17 protein-coding genes and 1 tRNA gene are annotated in these 17656 nt (G+C 67.2%); 14 read left to right on the top strand and 4 right to left on the bottom strand.

Features of this window, described 5'->3' with window-relative positions:
• The 7 genes from ACYVN4_RS17930 to ACYVN4_RS17960 all read left to right on the top strand — a co-directional run bounded on the left by ACYVN4_RS17930 (nucleotide 1) and on the right by ACYVN4_RS17960 (nucleotide 7392).
• Nucleotides 1–1053: an MCE family protein gene (locus tag ACYVN4_RS17930; RefSeq protein WP_460722400.1), complete on the top strand. Its 1053-nt coding sequence runs from the start codon at nucleotides 1–3 to the stop codon at nucleotides 1051–1053.
• Nucleotides 1050–2312 (top strand): MCE family protein, encoded by a 1263-nt coding sequence (locus tag ACYVN4_RS17935; RefSeq protein WP_460722402.1) that lies wholly within the window; start codon nucleotides 1050–1052, stop codon nucleotides 2310–2312. Before ACYVN4_RS17930 ends, ACYVN4_RS17935 begins: the two co-directional genes overlap by 4 nt.
• A complete protein-coding gene (locus tag ACYVN4_RS17940; RefSeq protein WP_460722404.1) occupies nucleotides 2312–3532 on the top strand; it encodes an MCE family protein in 1221 nt (406 codons plus the stop codon). Before ACYVN4_RS17935 ends, ACYVN4_RS17940 begins: the two co-directional genes overlap by 1 nt.
• On the top strand, nucleotides 3529–4974 hold the full coding sequence (locus ACYVN4_RS17945) for an MCE family protein (protein ID WP_460722406.1): 1446 nt from the start codon (nucleotides 3529–3531) through the stop codon (nucleotides 4972–4974). The genes ACYVN4_RS17940 and ACYVN4_RS17945 overlap by 4 nt, the downstream gene beginning before the upstream one ends.
• Complete coding sequence (locus ACYVN4_RS17950) at nucleotides 4971–5810, top strand: hypothetical protein (RefSeq protein WP_460722408.1); 840 nt, start codon at nucleotides 4971–4973, stop codon at nucleotides 5808–5810. The genes ACYVN4_RS17945 and ACYVN4_RS17950 overlap by 4 nt, the downstream gene beginning before the upstream one ends.
• A complete protein-coding gene (locus tag ACYVN4_RS17955; RefSeq protein WP_460722410.1) occupies nucleotides 5807–6307 on the top strand; it encodes a h domain protein in 501 nt (166 codons plus the stop codon). Before ACYVN4_RS17950 ends, ACYVN4_RS17955 begins: the two co-directional genes overlap by 4 nt.
• Before the next feature lie 140 nt (nucleotides 6308–6447).
• The gene (locus tag ACYVN4_RS17960) at nucleotides 6448–7392 is read left to right on the top strand and encodes an oxidoreductase (RefSeq protein ID WP_460722412.1); all 945 of its coding nucleotides are present in this window, start codon (nucleotides 6448–6450) and stop codon (nucleotides 7390–7392) included.
• Nucleotides 7393–7449: 57 nt separating this feature from the next.
• Here the strand turns inward: ACYVN4_RS17960 and ACYVN4_RS17965 are convergent, their stop codons facing one another.
• On the bottom strand, nucleotides 7450–8931 hold the full coding sequence (locus ACYVN4_RS17965) for an alpha,alpha-trehalose-phosphate synthase (UDP-forming) (protein ID WP_460722414.1): 1482 nt from the start codon (nucleotides 8929–8931) through the stop codon (nucleotides 7450–7452).
• Nucleotides 8932–8935: 4 nt separating this feature from the next.
• Nucleotides 8936–9103, bottom strand: a complete 168-nt coding sequence (locus tag ACYVN4_RS17970) for a hypothetical protein (protein ID WP_379354393.1) — start codon at nucleotides 9101–9103, stop codon at nucleotides 8936–8938.
• Nucleotides 9104–9290: 187 nt separating this feature from the next.
• On the opposite strand from ACYVN4_RS17970, the gene ACYVN4_RS17975 reads away from it, so the two are divergent.
• From ACYVN4_RS17975 to ACYVN4_RS17995, 5 genes are all read left to right on the top strand, one after another.
• On the top strand, nucleotides 9291–10124 hold the full coding sequence (locus ACYVN4_RS17975; protein ID WP_460722744.1) for an alpha/beta fold hydrolase: 834 nt from the start codon (nucleotides 9291–9293) through the stop codon (nucleotides 10122–10124).
• Nucleotides 10125–10280: 156 nt separating this feature from the next.
• On the top strand, nucleotides 10281–10523 hold the full coding sequence (locus tag ACYVN4_RS17980; protein ID WP_019931522.1) for an MbtH family protein: 243 nt from the start codon (nucleotides 10281–10283) through the stop codon (nucleotides 10521–10523).
• Nucleotides 10524–10693: 170 nt separating this feature from the next.
• A tRNA-Thr gene (locus tag ACYVN4_RS17985) sits at nucleotides 10694–10765 on the top strand.
• Between the two features lie 120 nt (nucleotides 10766–10885).
• Nucleotides 10886–11623 (top strand): response regulator transcription factor, encoded by a 738-nt coding sequence (locus tag ACYVN4_RS17990; RefSeq protein ID WP_379354390.1) that lies wholly within the window; start codon nucleotides 10886–10888, stop codon nucleotides 11621–11623.
• Nucleotides 11623–13101, top strand: a complete 1479-nt coding sequence (locus tag ACYVN4_RS17995; protein ID WP_460722746.1) for a sensor histidine kinase — start codon at nucleotides 11623–11625, stop codon at nucleotides 13099–13101. Before ACYVN4_RS17990 ends, ACYVN4_RS17995 begins: the two co-directional genes overlap by 1 nt.
• A 64-nt stretch (nucleotides 13102–13165) precedes the next feature.
• On the opposite strand, the gene ACYVN4_RS18000 is transcribed toward ACYVN4_RS17995, so the two are convergent.
• Nucleotides 13166–13591 carry an HIT family protein gene (locus ACYVN4_RS18000; RefSeq protein ID WP_460722416.1) on the bottom strand — a complete coding sequence of 142 codons (426 nt, stop codon included), beginning with the start codon at nucleotides 13589–13591 and terminating at the stop codon, nucleotides 13166–13168.
• Between the two features lie 92 nt (nucleotides 13592–13683).
• Between ACYVN4_RS18000 and purD the strand changes: the two genes are divergently transcribed.
• A complete protein-coding gene (gene purD, locus ACYVN4_RS18005) occupies nucleotides 13684–14967 on the top strand; it encodes a phosphoribosylamine--glycine ligase (RefSeq protein WP_460722418.1) in 1284 nt (427 codons plus the stop codon).
• Between the two features lie 60 nt (nucleotides 14968–15027).
• On the opposite strand, the gene ACYVN4_RS18010 is transcribed toward purD, so the two are convergent.
• Nucleotides 15028–15870 carry a M23 family metallopeptidase gene (locus ACYVN4_RS18010; RefSeq protein ID WP_460722748.1) on the bottom strand — a complete coding sequence of 281 codons (843 nt, stop codon included), beginning with the start codon at nucleotides 15868–15870 and terminating at the stop codon, nucleotides 15028–15030.
• A 605-nt stretch (nucleotides 15871–16475) separates the two neighbouring features.
• On the opposite strand from ACYVN4_RS18010, the gene ACYVN4_RS18015 reads away from it, so the two are divergent.
• Nucleotides 16476–17636 (top strand): pyridoxal phosphate-dependent aminotransferase, encoded by a 1161-nt coding sequence (locus ACYVN4_RS18015; protein WP_460722420.1) that lies wholly within the window; start codon nucleotides 16476–16478, stop codon nucleotides 17634–17636.
• Nucleotides 17637–17656 lie beyond the last annotated feature (20 nt).

A 17656-nucleotide genomic window follows, 5' to 3' on the forward strand; every position in this document is an offset into this window, starting at 1 on the left:
ATGGGACAACGCGTGATGAATATCGGCGTTATCGGCATCGTCGTGGTCGTGTCCATCTGCCTGACCGCCCTGCAGTTCGACCGGCTGCCCTTCATCAAGTCGGGCGCGGTGTTCACCGCCTACTTCGCGGACGCGGGCGGCCTGCTGCCCGGTGATCAGGTGCAGGTGGCCGGGGTGAAGTCCGGCCGGGTCGACAAGGTGGCGCTGGACGGCGCCAAGGTGAAGGTCTCCTTCACCCTGGACGAGTCGATCGTGCTGGGGGACAAGACCTCCGCCGCGATCAAGACCAATACGGTGCTGGGCCGCAAGTCGCTCGAGGTGACCCCGACCGGGAACGGCGCGCTGACCCGCGATCAGGCGATTCCCTTGGATCGCACCACATCTCCGTACTCGCTCAACGACGCGCTGTCGGATCTGTCGGGCACCGTGAAGGATCTGGACCTCGATCAGGTCAACAAGACCCTCGACGCGCTCTCGGACACCTTCAAGGACACCCCGGCCCCGCTGCGCTCGGCGCTGGACGGCATCACCCAGCTGTCCAAGAGCATCAACACCCGTGACAAGGCGCTGACGGATCTGCTGTCCAAGGCCCAGGGCGTCACCAAGGTGCTCTCGGATCGCGCCGAGAAGATCAATTCGCTGCTCGTGGACGGCAACAACCTGCTCGGCGAGCTGGATGCCCGCCGGGGCGCGATCAGCCAGCTGATCACCTACATCAACGGTCTGTCCAAGCAGCTCAGCGGCTTCGTCAACGACAACGAGGCGGCGCTGAAACCGGCTCTGGACAAGTTGAATTCGGTGCTGTCGTTGCTGCAGAAGAACAAGCAGAACATCTCCGACGCGCTCGACGCGCTGGGTCCCTACGCCGGTGCGCTCGGTGAGCAGGTCGGTAGCGGTCCCTACTTCCAGGCGTACATCGTGAACTGGAACAGCCCCGCGCTGCAGGTGCTTTCGGATGCGCTGGTCTGGCCGCAGAACCTGCCCGAGGCGCTGAAGAACATGATGTCCGGTGGCGTGCAACCCAAGCCGATCATCACGGAGCTGCCGAAATGACCAACCTGCTCGGTAAAATCCGCGGTCTGCCGCGCTGGACCCGCATCGCGGCGGCGGTGGTCGCCATCGCGATCGTGGCCGGTGGCGTGTACACCGGTTTCGATCGCATCGGCAAGCCGCAGATCACCGCCTACTTCCCGTCCACCGTCGGCCTGTACAAGGGCGACGAGGTGCGGGTGCTGGGTGTCAAGGTGGGCACCATCGACTCCATCGAACCGGGCAAGGACCGGGCGACGGTGAAGATGACCCTCGACCGCGGCATCGACATCCCCGCCGATGCCAAGGCCGTGCTGGTCTCGCCGTCGGTGGTGTCGGCCCGCTTCATCCAGTTGGCCCCCGCCTACACCGGCGGCGCGAAGATGCACGACGGCACGGTCATTCCGATCGAGCACACCGCCGTCCCGGTCGAGTGGGACGACATCAAGGCCGAACTGTCCAAGCTGGCAACGGCTCTCGGGCCGGTCGGCGAGGACAAGCAGGGCTCGTTCGGTCGCTTCGTCAATACCGCCGCCGACAACCTCGACGGCAACGGCCAGGCCTTCCGCGACACCCTCAAGGAGCTGTCGGCCACGCTGACCACGCTCTCGGACGGGCGTACCGACCTGTTCGGCACCATCAAGAACCTGCAGCAGTTCGTGGACGTGATCTCCAAGAGCAACGACCAGATCGTGCAGTTCGGTGGCCGGCTGGCGTCGGTGTCGCAGGTGCTGGCCAGCACCTCCGATGATCTCGGCGCGGGTCTGGACAACCTGGACTCCGCGGTTACCGATATCAAGCGGTTCATCGACTCGCGCGGCGGTCCGCTGACCACCGACCTGGCGCAGCTCGCCGATATCACCAGCCTGCTGGTGGAGAAGAAGCCGCAAATCGAGCAGGTGCTGCACACCGCGCCGACCGCACTGGTGAACTTCTACCAGCTCTACAAGCCCGCACAGGGCACGGTTACCGGCTACCCGGTGTTCGCGGGCTTCAACTCGCCGTTGAGCTTCATCTGCGGCTCGATCGACACGCTCTCGACCGGCAACGGCAACGAGAGCGCCAAGATGTGTGCCCAGTACCTGGCCCCGGTCATTCAGAACCTGGCCATGAACTACCCGCCGCTGCTGGCCAGTGATGGCACCGGCGCATCGGCCCTGCCGGGCCAGATCGTCGCCAGCACACCGGATGTCGGTGCGCGGGTGGAGCCGGGCTCGGGTGGTCCGGTGCCGGTCGCGATTCCGGATAGTGTTGCGAGCCTTGCTGTTCCGGGAGGGAAGTGATGAATACTCGTCGCCGCACGGTGGCGGGCCTGGCGATCGGTGTCGCGGTCGCCTTGAGCGCGACCGGATGTGATTGGGACGGCCTCAACACCGTCTCGATGCCGGGCGCCGCCGGAACCGGTTCCGACGCTTGGCACATCAAGGTGCAGATGCCGAATGTCACCACCCTGACCCGCAATTCGCCGGTCCTGGTGAACGACGTGACGGTCGGCACGGTCACCGGCATCGATGTGGAGAACTGGCACGCGCTGGTCACCATCGGGCTCGACAAGGGCGTGAAGCTGCCCGCCAATGCCACCGCCAAGATCGGCCAGACGTCGCTGCTCGGCAGCAATCACGTCGAATTGGGTTCGCCGACAGATGTTCCCGCCAACGGTGAACTGCACGACGGCGATCTCATCCCGCTGGAGCGGGCGAGCGTGTTCCCGACCACCGAGCAGACGCTGTCCGCGGCGTCGGTGGTGCTCAATGGCGGCGGCATCAGCCAGCTGGAGAACATCACCCACGAACTGAACACCGCTTTCACCGGCCGCACCGATGCGATCCACGATCTGCTGCCGCAATTGAACCAGATGGTCGGGACGCTCAACGCGCAGACCACCGACATCATCAACGCCATGAGCGGGCTCGATCGCCTGTCGGGAACCCTGTCGCAGGAAAAGGATCGGCTCGCCGCCGCCATCGACAACATCCACCCCGCGCTGACCGTGCTCGCGGACAAGCGGGAGAACATCACGCACGCGCTGACCGCCGTGGGCGACCTCAGCGATGTGGTGCAGCGGATCATCGACGGTGGCGGGGACTCGCTCAAGGCGGAACTGGCCGATCTCGGGCCCACCCTGGAGCAGATCGCCAACACCAGCACCAACTTCGCCAAGTCGCTGAATATGTTGCTGACCTTCCCGTTCCCCTTCAAGTACATCGACCGGTACATCCGCGGCGACTACATGAACGTGAAGATCACCTTCGACATCACCGCGGCCCGGCTGGACTCCAACTTCCTCACCGGTACGCCGCTCGGCGGCCGCTTCGGCGGCGTCGAGGGCGCGCTCGGTCAGTCCGCCGGAGTCGCGGCCGACGCCGGGGATCCGAGTAAGGCTCCGCTGCAACCGGAATCGACCCAGCCGTCGCCGACCTTGCCCGGTCTGCCGGGGCTGTCTGTTCCGGGTCTGCCGTCGATCCCCGGAATCACCGTGCCGCAGGGGGGACCCGGGAAATGAAACTGAGTCGCTTCGTCAAGATTCAGCTCGCCATCTTCACCATCCTCACCGTGATCGGCATCTCGGTCATGGGCGGGGAGTACGTGAAGCTGCCCGCCATGTTCGGCATCGGCCGCTACGACGTGACGGTGAAGCTCATCGGCACCGGTGGCCTGTACGAGCACGCCAATGTCGCCTACCGCGGAACCAATGTGGGCAAGGTGGATTCGGTGGTGCTGACCCCGCAGGGTGTCGACGCCAAGCTGTCCATCGACTCCGACTACAAGATCCCGAGCGATATCGACGCCTGGGTCAAGTCGGTGTCGGCCATCGGTGAGCAGTACGTGGATCTGATCCCGGTGACGAATCCGCAGGGCGGCAACCTGTCCGACGGTTCGGTCATCCCGGTCGAGCGCACCAAGCTGCCGATGGACATCGGCGGCATCCTGGACCGCACCGACCGGCTGCTCTCCAGCGTCGCCGACACCCGTCTGCAGCAGGTGATCGAGGACGCGTTCACCGCCTTCAACGGCGCGGGTCCGGATCTGGAACGGCTGATCGACTCCGCGTCGCTGCTGGTCCAGGAGGCCAAGACCAATACCGACGCCACCAAGGACCTGATCGACAAGATCGGCCCGCTGCTCGACACCCAGGTGCAGTCCGACTCCGCCATCCGCGAGTGGACCAAGAACCTGGCCACCGTGACCGACCAACTGCGCGAGCACGATCCGGCGCTGCGCAATGTGATCAGCAACGGTCCCGGTGCGCTCAGCGCCGCCACCAAGCTCTTCCAGGATCTGAAGCCCACCGTCCCGCTGCTGGCGCAGAACCTGGTCAGCATCGGTCAGGTCGGCGTGATCTACCACGCCAGTGTCGAGCAGTTGCTGGTCGTCTTCCCGCCGCTGATCGCGGCCCTGATGACGCTCGCCAAGGGCAGTCCGACGGAATACGGCGGCAAGGTCGACTTCATGGTCGGCCTCAATGACCCGAAGGGCTGCACCACGGGATTCCTGGCGCCGGAGGATCGGCTCTCGCCCAACGTCTACGACCAGGGGACCCCCGACACTCCGAAGGGGCTGTACTGCAAGATTCCGCAGAACTCGCCGGACGTGGTGCGCGGTGTCCGCAACAACCCCTGCATGGAGTTCCCGGGTAAGCGGGCCGCGACGGTGGAGCAGTGCAACGATCCCAACGGTTACCAGCCGCTGGGTGACAACCCGGCATTCGGCAAGCCGAAGCCGGTGGACAACAACGGTGTGCCCCAGTTTGCTCCGAGTTCGCAGCCGTCGGACGGGCAACCGGGAGCCGCACCGGCAAGTGTGACGACGAGAACGTACGATCCGAAGAGTGGCACATATCTCGGACCGGACGGTCGGCTTACTCGTCAGGCCGATATCGGGCCCGATGGTTCGGGAATCATCCCGGCCAATTGGCAGACAATGCTTCAGGAGCAGCAACGATGAGTGATCGCACGGTGGTGAACAGCCGAAACCGGCGCAAGGCGACGCGGACCGAAGGTCCGCCGGTCCACGACGGGGACGCCGCGATAGCGGAGGACACCACCGTGAAGGTCACCGTGGCAGCCGCTACGGTGCCCGACCCGGCCGAGGCCGCCCCGGCGAACGCCGGTGACGCGGTCACGGAGACGGTGCGCCTGGACAAGGATGCCGACTCCGAGGCCGCCGCCGAGACCGTGACCGAGAAGATCGCGGTCGAGGACGAACCCGTCATCGTGGTGGTGCCCCCGGGCGAGGACACGGAAGACGCTGCGGCGGAATCCGATCCGACCGCCGAGGACGTGCTGAAGCGGACCCGCAACTGGCCGATGTACGTACTCGGCACGGCCGCGGTGGCCTGCCTGATCGCGCTGGTCGCCAGCCTGGTCTTCTGGGTTCCCGCCTACCGCACCGCCGACAAGGACCAGCAGCTGCGCGCGGACTACACGCAGACCGCCAAGCAGGCCGTCCTGAACATCACCACCATCAAGGTGGACAGCGTCAAGGACGACATCAACCGGGTGCTCTCGGTGGCGTCGGGCCAGCTCAAGGACGAATACTCCTCGCGCAGTGACGCTTACGCCGATGTCATCAAGTCCGCGAACGTCAAGGCCACCGGTGAGGTCGTCGAGACCGCCATCGAGTCCTACGACACCAATTCCGCGCAGGTGTTGGTGGCCGCCAAGCAGTCCCTCACCAATGCCGGTTCCCCGGACCCGCAACAGCGGGTGTACCGGTTCCGGGTGACCATCGTCCACGACGGCGATCACTACACGGCGGCGAAGCTGGAGTTCGTGGCATGAGCATCAAGAACATCATGGGCATCAAGAACATTCTGGTCCCGGTCACCGGCGTCCTCATGGTCGTCATGTTGGCGGGCGCGGGCTGGTTCGGTTACGACGCTTGGCATTTGAAGCAGCTCGACCACGCCCGCGCCGATTCGGTCGCGGCGGCCCGCAAGACGGTCGAGTCCATGTTCAGCTACGACTTCAACTCCGTCGACAAGGCGCTGCCGAAGGTGGCCGACGATCTGTCGGGCGGCTTCAAGGGCGACTATCTGAAGCTGGTCAACGAATCCATCGCGCCCGGCGCGAAGGAGAAGCAGCTCACCGTGATCGCCTCCACCCAGGCCGCCGGAGTCATCGACGTGGACACCAAGCACGCCAAGGTGCTGCTGTTCCTCAACCAGATGACCACCAGCAAGGACCACCCGCAGGCCACCGCCAGCGGCAGCCGCGTCCGCGTGGACCTCGACCGCGAGAACGGCCGCTGGCTGGTCTCGGAGGTCACTCCGATCTGAGCCACCGCTCGATCTCGAAGAGCTGAAACTCGGCCGCCCACCGCATGATTCGCGGCGGGCGGCCGAGTGGTACCCGGGTGGAACTCGTTCTAGGCTGCTTGACGGAACTGCACGATCGCCAGCACAGTCAGGATCGCACCGTGGGTAGCACTTCGACGCCGTGGACCGCGGCCGACATTCCGAATCTCAACGGGCACACCGCCATTGTCACCGGGGCCAGTGGCGGGCTCGGGCTCGAGACCGCGCGGCGGCTCGCCGAGCACGGGGCACGGGTCGTGATGGCGTGTCGGAATGTCGAAAGGGCCGCGGCGGCAGCGGAATCCATTCGGGAGACGGTGCCGGGGGCCGAATTGCCGTTCGTGGAGCTGGATGTGGGTTCGCTCGAATCGGTGCGTAAGGCGGCGGGGCGGATTCGGGACGACTTCGAGCGGATCGATCTGTTGATCAACAATGCGGGGACGCTCAGTCGGGAGCGTGGCGTCACCGTGGACGGGTTCGAAACTACCTTCGGGACAAACCATCTGGGTCCCTTCGCCTTCACCGGGCTGGTGTTGGATCTGCTGCAGGCCGCGCCGCACGGCCGGGTCGTCACCGTCGTCAGTGGGGTGCCTGCGCAGAAGGGGACCTGGCTCGAGCTCGATGACCTGACCTTCGAACGGCGCAAGTACAAGGGCTACCCCGCCTACGCGCAGTCCAAGCAGGCCAATGCCATGTTCGCGCTGGAACTGCAGCGGCGGTTGAACGGCACCGGCAGCGAACTGATCTCGGTGCTGGTGCATCCGGGAGCCGCCGAATCCGATTTCGCCCAGAACTTCGGTCCCGTAGTCACTTTCCTGTCGCGGCCGCCGCTGAACCGGGTGTTCCGGATCATCATGCAGACCGTGGAAATGGGCGCGCTGCCCACCCTGCGCGCCGCCACCGACCCCGGCGTGCGCGGCGGCGACTTCTACGGGCCCACCGGCACCACCAAGGGCTATCCGGTGCCCAACGACACCAGCGAGCAGACCCGCGATCCGGAGGTCGCGGCGGCGCTGTGGGACGAATCCGAACGGCTCACCGGCGTCACCTACCGCTTCGGCGAGTAGCCCCCTCGACAGCGAACGCCCCCAGAATCCTCTGGGGGCGTTCGTGTTTCAGCCGAATCAGCGACTCATGTCCGGATCCACGTCGTCATCGGTGAGCAGCGCGCTGCCCGCCACCCGATCGGTCGCCAGCGCGTCCAGGAAGGCGCGCGCCCAGCGATCCACATCGTGGGTCAGCACCTGCCGCCGCAGCGAACGCATGCGCCGGCGACGGGTGTCGCGGTCATCGTCGATCGCGCCGATCAGGGCATCCTTCACGCTGTCCAGGTCGTGCGGGTTGCACAGGTAGGCCTGCCGCAATTCCGCTGCCGCACCGGTGAATTCGCTCAGCACCAGGGCGCCGTTGAGGCCGCCCTGGCAGGCCACGTACTCCTTGGCCACCAGGTTCATGCCGTCGCGCAGCGGCGTCACCACCATGACGTCGGCGGCCACGAAGAACGACAGCAGCTCGTCGCGCGGGATCGGCCGGTGCAGATAGTGCACGACCGGATAGCCCACCCGGGAGAACTCGCCGTTGATCCGCCCCACTTGACGCTCGATATCGCCGCGCATCTGGATGTAGGACTCGACCCGTTCCCGGCTCGGCGTGGCCAGCTGCACCATCACCGTGTCCGCCGGATCGATGCGGCCCTCGTGTAGCAGTTCCTCCAGCGCGGCAAGGCGGATGTCGATGCCCTTGGTGTAGTCCAAGCGGTCCACACCCAGCAGGATCGTCTTCGGATTGCCGAGCTCCGCACGGATTTTCGCGGCCCGCTCCCGCACATCACGGCGCCGTGAGTACTCGTCCAGCTCGGTCGAGGTGATCGAGATCGGGAACGCGCCCACCCGCACGGTGCGGAAACCCACCTGCACCACACCGAGTTTCGAGCGCACACCCACATTGCCGCGCGAAGTCGGTTGCCCGGCAAGGCGTCTGGCCAGGTACAGGAAGTTCTGCGCACCACCCGGCAGGTGGAAGCCGATCAAGTCGGCGCCCAGCAGACCCTCGACGATCTCGGTGCGCCAAGGCATTTGCATGAACAGTTCCACCGGCGGGAACGGGATGTGCAGGAAGAAGCCGATGGTCAGATCCGGGCGCAGCATGCGCAGCATCTTGGGCACCAGCTGCAGCTGGTAGTCCTGCACCCAGACCGTCGCGCCCTCCGCCGCCACCTTCGCGGTGTACTCGGCGAAGCGGCGGTTCACCTGCACGTACGCCTGCCACCACTGCCGGTCGTAGACGGGCCGCACGATCACGTCGTGATACAGCGGCCACAGCGTCGCGTTGGAGAAGCCCTCGTAGTAGTCGGCGACCTCATCGCCGGAGAGCGGCACCGGATGCAGTTCCAGGCCGTCCTCGATGATCGGATCCAGCTCGACGTCCGGAACCCCCGCCCAGCCGACCCACGCCCCCTTGTTGTTGCGCAGCACCGGTTCCAGGGCCGTCACCAGGCCGCCGGGACTGCGCTTCCAGCGGGTGGTGCCATCGGGCAGTCGTTCCAGGTCGACCGGTAGACGGTTGGCGACGACGACGAATCCGGAACCGGAGCTGTCCGGGTGCACGGGCTTATTCGCCTCGCGTCGGAGCGATGCCCAGCATCGACAGCAGCATGCGGCACTCGTCGGCGTCGGTCGCGTACGCGGCTACCACCTTCTGTGCCTGACGAGCGGTTTCGTCGGCGAGCGGCTCCAGATCGTCGTCCGCGATGTCGTTCGCGCCGGTCTTCGCGGCCATATCGATGTCCTCTCGGGGAAGTCTGCTCTCTTCGAGGGCTCCATCGTATCTGCCAGGAAAGTCGCGCCCGTCCGCTGCTCGGATTGCGAGCCCGAACCGCAATGGTCACGGGGCGAAACATTCCGGGTCCCGATAGCTATACGGTGAACGAACGCAGGAACCGAACCACCTGATGAAGGGACGCAGCATGCCGTTGGCGACGGTGAACGGAATCTCACTGAACTACCAGGTCAAGGGAGACCGGTCACGCGGCACCGACGTCAAGGGGTCCGCGCCGCTGGTCGTCATGATCATGGGCACCGGCAGCGGCGGCCGGGTGTGGGAACTGCACCAGGTGCCCGCGCTGGTGGCCGCCGGATACCGGGTCTGCACCTTCGACAATCGCGGCATCGCACCGTCCTTCGAGGCGGCCAACGGGATGACCATCGACGATCTGGTCCGCGACACCGCCGCCCTGATCGAATTCCTCGGCGAGGGACCGTCCCTGGTGGTCGGACAGTCCATGGGCTCGCGAGTCGCGCAGGAACTCGCGCTGGCCCGGCCCGATCTGGTCCGCAAGGCCGTCTTCATGGCGGGACACGCCCGGCTCGACCAGTTCCAGAAGACACTTTCGCTCGGCGAACACGAATTCGACGCCTCCGGGGTGCGGCTGCCCGCCAAGTACGAGGCCGCCATCACCGCCCTGATGAACCTCTCCCCGGCCACCATGGCAGACACCCATGCCGCCCGTGACTGGCTGGATCTGTTCGAATTCACCGGTGGCCCGGCCACTCCCGGCATCCGTGCCCAGCGCCGCATGGACCACGACTTCGACCGCACCGCCGCCTACCGCGGCATCACCGTGCCCTGCCTGTCCATGGGCTTCGCCGACGACCGGATGATTCCGCCCTACCTTTCCCGCGAGGTCGCGGATATCATTCCGGGAGCCCGCTACCAGGAGGTTCCCGACGCCGGGCACTTCGGCTACCTCGAGCAGCCGGAAGCCGTCAACAAGATCCTGCTCGAATTCTTCGCGGCCTGAACACCGGGCCTATTCAACGAAGTGCAGGTAACCGCCCAGCGGTAACACCTGCCTTGCTAGGGTCGAATCAACGTCGGGGGCTCGTTCCAATCACTGCGGTGACTGGACGATCCGTCTACGTACTCCGTACACAGCGCCAGTATCCAGTGAGGTGAAATGAGCACCAATCCCTTCGATGACGAAGACGGCCGGTTCTTCGTCCTGGTCAACGATGAGGAACAGCACTCCCTGTGGCCCGCCTTCGCCGAGGTTCCGGCGGGTTGGCGAGTCGTCTTCGGCGAGGACAGCCGCGCCGCGTGCGTCGAGTATGTCGAGAAGAACTGGACGGATATGCGTCCCAAGAGCCTGCGTGACGCCATGGCGGCGGATGACGCGGCACGTCAGGCGGCGCAGTCCTGACACCCTGCGGTTAGTCCGATACTGCGCGAACGGCTTCCGAACGCGGCCGGGTGAGGCAACCAGCCTCGCCGGGCCGTGCTCCGGGCCGGGACCAGCATCGTGCTGACCGGGACGTCGGCTTTTCCGCGCAGCCGACGACCCCGGTTATGATGGGCACCGCAAAATTTCCCGCCTCCTTAGCTCAGTGGTAGAGCACCGCTCTTGTAAAGCGAAGGTCGTCAGTTCAATCCTGACAGGGGGCTCGAAGATGAACGCCGGTCGATGATTCGACCGGCGTTCTTCATGTCCGCGACACTCCCGTTCCCAGGAAACTCCCAGGGAAGGGCCAGGTTCCTCGCGGGCGAGGCGCAGAATATGAGCCCATGACAGGTGTGCCCGCGCAGGTGCGTGAACCGGAGGCCAGGGTGCTCGTCGTCGACGATGAGCCCATGATCGTCGAGCTGCTGTCTGTGAGCCTCCGGTATCAAGGGTTCGAGGTCGCGAGTGCCGCCAGCGGCACCGAAGGGCTGGACAAGGCCAAGACCTTCCGGCCGGATGCGCTGATCATCGACGTGATGATGCCGGGGATGGACGGATTCGGGCTGCTGCGGCGGCTCCGGGCCGACGGGATCGATTCGCCCGTGCTGTTCCTGACCGCGCGCGACGATGTGGACGACAAGATCACCGGGCTGACGCTCGGCGCCGACGACTACGTGACCAAACCCTTCAGCCTCGAAGAGGTGGTGGCGCGGCTGCGGGTCATCCTGCGGCGCGCCGGGCGGTCCGCGCCCGAGACCAAGTCCTCGCGGCTGCGCTTCGCCGATATCGAACTCGACGACGACACCCACGAAGTGTGGAAGGCCGGCGAGCCGGTGTCGTTGTCGCCCACCGAATTCACGCTGCTGCGGTACTTCCTGGTCAATGCTGGAACGGTGCTGAGCAAGCCGCGGATCCTGGATCACGTGTGGCGCTACGACTTCGGCGGCGAGGTCGGCGTGGTCGAAACCTATGTGTCCTACCTGCGCAAGAAGGTCGACACCGGACCGGATCGGCTGATCCACACCCTGCGCGGGGTCGGCTACGTGATGCGGGAGCCGCGCGGTAGGACGGCCAACGCGTGATCGCCGCCGCGCTGGCAGAAGGTAAGCGGGCGACACGAACCCTGCGCGGCAAGATCACCGACCGGCTCGCGGCCGTGCCGCTCCGCACCACCCTGGTGGTGGCGCTGGTCGCCCTGGTCGGCTTCGGCCTGCTGGTCTCCGGCATCGCGGTCACCTCGCTCATGCGCAACGTGCTGGTCGAACGCATCGACCGGCAGCTCTACGACGCCGCGCACAGTTGGGCCGCGCCCGGCGCGCAGCGACCCGAACCGCTGCCCACCGTGCGCGGTCGCGAACGTCCCCCGCACCTGTACTGGGTGCAGGTGCAGGACGCCACCGGCGCGGTCACGCTGAGCCTGTCCGCGGGCGTGCAGCAGCCGGATGTGCCTGCGGACCTGGGCAATCGGCCGCAGACGGTGGGCTCGGTCGGCGCCTCCACCGAGGAATGGCGGGTGCTGCGGACCGTCAACGAATACGGCACCAGCACTATCGCGCTGCGCATGGACGAGACGAACTCGTTGCTGGACAAGCTGATCGTGCTGCAGTTGGTGATCGGCGCGCTGGTGCTGGCCGCGCTGGCCGCGGTCGCGCGCATAGTGATCAGGCGAAGTCTGCGACCACTGCGGGAGGTCGAGCGCACCGCGGCCGCGATTGCCGGTGGCGACCTGCATCAGCGAGTTCCGGTGCGCGGCACCGATACCGAGGTCGATCACCTCTCACAATCGTTGAACACCATGCTGACCCAGATCCAGCAGGCGTTCGCCGCCACCGAGGCGTCCGAGGAGGCGGCGCGGCGCTCGGAATCCAAGATGCGGCAGTTCGTCGCCGACGCCAGCCACGAACTGCGCACGCCGCTCACCACCATCAAGGGCTTCTCCGAGCTGTACCGCCAGGGCGCGATCACCGATCCGGGCATGCTGATGGACCGCATCGAACGCGAATCCAAGCGGATGAGTCTGCTGGTGGAGGACCTGCTCATGCTGGCCCGGCTGGACGCGCAGCGGCCGGTGGAACGGCGGCCGGTGGATCTGCTCATGCTGGCCAGCGATGCCGTGCACAGTGCGCGGGCGCTGGCCGCCGCGCAGCGGCCGGACGGGCCGGAACGCAAGATCGACCTCGAAATTCGGCCCGGGCCCGGCACTTTGGAGCTGCTCGGCGACGAGGCGCGGCTGCGGCAGGTGCTGGCCAATCTGCTCAACAATGCGCTGGTGCACACGCCGCCCGAGGCGGAGGTGACGGTGCGGCTCACCCCGGCCGAGGACGAGGTGGCCATGGAGGTCGCCGACACCGGTCCGGGGTTGGATCCGGAACAGGCCGAGCGGGTCTTCGAGCGGTTCTATCGCGCCGACGCGTCCCGCAGCCGGGAGAGCGGCGGTTCGGGGTTGGGGCTGTCGATCGTGCAGGCGCTGGTCGCCGCGCACGGCGGCAAGGTGTCGGTGACCAGTGCGCCGGGCGAAGGCACCACGTTCACGGTGCGGCTGCCCCGCGATCAGCGCTGAGGCCGGAAAGCGCCGATGCCGGGGGTCATTGCCCCCGGCATCGTTTCGCTCCGAGACGTTCGCTTTACTCCGGGACGTTCGCGCCGTAGCCGAGATCGCGCAGGGCCTGCTTGATCATGGCCTGGGCCTCGTCGAGGGATTCCTTGCTGGGTTCCGGGTTGGCGCTGGTGATGTCGAAGTTGTCGAGTTCGAAGGCCGGGAACACGTGCATGTGCAGGTGCGGCACTTCCAGGCCCGCGATGAGCAGACCGGCGCGCGGGGCGTCCCACGCCGCGCGCACCGCCTTGCCGATCTTCTGGGCCACGACATTGAGGCGGGCGAAGGTGTCGGGGTCGATGTCCTGCCACTGGTCGATCTCCTGGCGCGGCACCACCAGGGTGTGCCCCTGCGTGACCGGGGCAATCGTCAGGAAGGCGACGAATTCCTCGTCCTCCCAGACGAACCGGCCCGGCAGCTGACCGTTGATGATTGCGGAGAAAACAGAAGCCATGCACGGGAGATTACGCGCGGATGTTCGGGCTCGCCCGAACGCACAACGGACCGCTACCGATTGCCGCGGGCCAGCCCTTTAAGCTGTCTGCCGTGCGCGTACTCGTCATCGGTTCCGGAGCCCGTGAACATGCCCTCGTCCTGGCGCTGCGGAAGGACCCGGCGGTGAGCGCGGTCTACGCCGCGCCCGGCAATGCGGGGATCGCCCAGCACGCGCAGGTGCGGGCCGTCGATCCGTCCTCCGGGGCGGAGGTGACCGCGCTGGCGCAGGAGCTGGCCGCCGATCTGGTGGTGGTCGGGCCCGAGGTGCCGCTGGTGCTCGGGGTGGCCGACGCGCTGCGGGCCGCCGGGATCCCGACCTTCGGGCCGTCCGCGTCCGCGGCGCGCATCGAGGGCTCGAAGGCCTTCGCCAAGGACGTCATGAACGCCGCCGGGGTACGCACCGCGCACAGCGAGATCGTCGATCACCCGGGCGAATTGGATGCGGCACTGGACCGTTTCGGGCCGACCTGGGTGGTCAAGGACGACGGGCTGGCCGCCGGCAAGGGCGTCGTGGTGACCGCGGACCGCTCGGTCGCCCGCGAGCACGGCGCGGAACTGCTCGAGCAGGGACACCCGGTGCTGCTGGAGTCCTTCCTCGACGGACCCGAGGTGTCGCTGTTCTGCCTGGTCGACGGCGAGACCGTGGTGCCGCTGCTGCCCGCCCAGGACCACAAGCGCGTCGGTGACGGCGACACCGGGCCCAATACCGGCGGCATGGGCGCGTACACGCCACTGCCGTGGCTGCCGGAGCAGACGCTGCAGGCCATCGTCGACGACGTGGTGAAACCCGTTGCGGCCGAAATGGTTCGCCGGGGCGTGCCGTTCAGCGGCCTGCTGTACGCGGGGCTCGCCATCGGGCAGGCCGGGCCCGCCGTGATCGAATTCAACTGCCGCTTCGGCGATCCCGAGACGCAGGCCGTGCTGTCGCTGCTCGACAGCCCGCTCGGTGAGCTGCTGCACGCCACCGCCACCGGCACCCTCGACCAGGTGGCCGCGCCGCGCTGGAAGGACGGCTCGGCCGTCACCGTGGTGCTGGCCGCCGAGAACTACCCGGGGCGCCCGCGCAACGGGGACGTCATCACGGGGGCCGAATCCACCGGCACCGGAACCGAATCCGAGGTCATGCACGCCGGGACCGCGCAGCGCGAGGACGGTGCGCTGGTCTCCGCCGGTGGGCGCGTGCTCGCCATCGTCGGTCAGGGCGCGGATCTGGCGGAGGCCCGTCAGAACGCCTACGACCGGCTTGCCACCATCAAGCTGCCCGGCGGCCACTTCCGCTCCGACATCGGGCTGGCGGCCGTGGAAGGCCGCATCAGCATCCCGGCCGCGGTCTGACCCGAGACTCGAAAAAGCGCCCGCCCGAACCGAGTTCGGGCGGGCGCTGTCGTATTCGATTCAGCCTACGATGATGCCGTGTGCGGCCAGCCAGGGCTGGGGGTCCACGTGCTGGCCGCCGATGATGATCTCGAAATGCAGGTGCGGGCCGGTGGAGTCGCCGCGATTGCCGATGCGGGCGATCTGCAGGCCCGCCGGGACGCGTTCGCCGACCGACACCGAGAAGTCGTACATGTGCCCGTACACGGAGATGGTGCCGTCGTCGTGGCGGATGCGGACCCACAGCCCGAAACCGGACGCCGGGCCCGCGTCGATGACCGTGCCCGCCGCGACCGCGTAGATCGGTGAGCCGATCGGGGCGGCGATATCGATGCCCGCGTGGAAAGTGCCCCAGCGCGAGCCGAATCCGGAGGTGAACACGCCCTTCGCCGGCAGGGCGAACCCGCCGACGCCGGGGATCACGAAGCCGGGCGGCAGCGAACTGTCCGGCGCCGGTGTCATCCACGGCTGTGGTTGCCCGGCCACCGCGGCCGCGGCCTCCGCCTTGGCCCGTTCCAGCGTCGACGCCGCGGCCGCCGATACCACGGCCTGCTCGCGCAGATGCTCACCGTTGTTGATGGCGTCCAGATACCGCTTCGAGGTCTCGGGCGTGGCCTGCACCTGCAGCGGGTACTGCACCGGAACTCGCAGCGCCACACCGGGACCCACCGGCGCATCGGTCGGAATCAACCCCAGTGCCCCGTCCGCGCTCGCGAACACCAGCACCGCGACCATCCCCCCGATGAACACCCGATGCTGAATACTCCACGCCCGCACCACCGGCCACTGCCGCCGCGCCTCGCTCCGCCCCCGCCGCGCCAGCTCGACCGTCTCGCCCCACGACCGCGGCCGCTGCCGCCACATCCGGATCAGCCACGCCCGCACGATCGGCGCGGTCTCCCGCACCCAGATGACCACCTGTCCGGCGAACACGCGCAGGTCCCGCCCGGCCTCGTCGACGAACTCCCGAGTCCGAGACGGCCGCGACTCGTCCGCGAGCTGCGACCGCACCCCCGGCGTATAGCTGCCCGCCGACCGGAACGATCCGCCCGGCACCCACTTCCGATCGCCGGCCGTGTCCTCTACGTCGGCGGTATCGTCGCCGTCCGGCTCGTATCCGTCATCGTCGGATTCGGTGGCGCTCGCCGCGCCGCGGGGTGCGCTCGCCTCGGCCGAGCGGCCATCCGCATTCGGCGGGGCTGCCGATCCGGTGCTGGTGAGGTCCGGGGCGGCGTCGGAGTTCGGCTGCGCCGCGGGCGGCCGTCTGCGGACGATGGCTCGCACGAAGCGTCGGGCCGACCGGTCGGTGCGGGCTGGTGACTCCGTGGTCGGGTCGGGTTCGGGTGGGTGTGGGTCGGTGTCCGGGGTGTTCCCGGTGGTTGCTGGTCCCCCCTGCACAGTGCCCTCCTCAGGCATTCGCACGACCGTTCCCGGACAGGCGGGGGAGCGGGTGCTCTACCGTCTGTCGGGTGCGTATCGAATCTCGCCGGTCGACCATTCCACCTTTTTACGTGATGGACGTCTGGAAAGCAGCTGCTGAACGGGCCCGGACACACGGAGATGTGCTGGTGCTGGCCGCGGGGCAGCCGTCCACGCCCGCTCCGGCGGCGGTATTGCGGGCCACGAAGGCCGCGATGGACAGTGAATTGCTGGGATATACCGAGACATTCGGGATCCTGGAATTGCGCGAGGCCATTGCCGAGCATCACCGCGGCACCTACGGGGTGACGGTGAGCGCCGACGATGTCGTGGTGACCACCGGGTCCTCCGGCGCGTTCACGCTGCTGTTCCTGGCCGCGTTCGATCTCGGCGACACCGTGGTGGTGGCCCGGCCGGGCTATCCGGCGTATCGCAACACGCTGACGGCGCTGGGCTGCAACGTGGTGGAGCTGGATTGCGGCCCGGAGACCCGGTTCCAGCCGACCGTGGCCATGCTGGAGGCGCTGCCCGAGCCGCCCGCGGGATTGATCGTGGCGAGCCCGGCCAATCCGACCGGCACCATGATCGCGCCGGCCGAGCTGGCGGCGCTGGCCCGTTGGTGTGACGCGCACGGGACGCTGCTCATTTCCGACGAGATCTATCACGGCATCGTCTACGACGAGGAGACCGAGCCGACCTCGTCGGCCTGGGAGACCTCGCGCGAGGCGGTGGTGATCGGCTCGGTGTCGAAATACTTCTCCATGACCGGCTGGCGGCTGGGCTGGATGCTGGTGCCGGAATCTTTGCGTCCGGCCTTGCAGCGCTTGGCTTCCAATATGACCGTGTGCCCGCCCGCTATTTCCCAGTTTGCGGCCGTGCACGCTTTCAGCGCCGAGTCGAAAATTGAACTGGACGGTCATGTGCAGCGCTATGCGGCAAATCGTCAGCTGCTGTTGTCCGGGCTCCCGAAACTCGGCATCACCGACCTGGCCCCGGCCGATGGCGCGTTCTACGCCTACGCGGATATCGCCCACCTGACCGATGATTCGATGCGCTGGTGCACCGAGGTGCTCGATGCCACCGGTGTGGCACTGGCCCCCGGCATCGATTTCGACACCCGCAACGGCCATCACACAGTTCGCTTCTCGTTCGCCGGAGCGAGTGCCGACATCGAAGAGGCACTCGACCGGTTGGGACGCTATTTGGCCTGATCTGCCAAGCAGTTTGAACG

The organism is Nocardia heshunensis, from assembly GCF_054782115.1.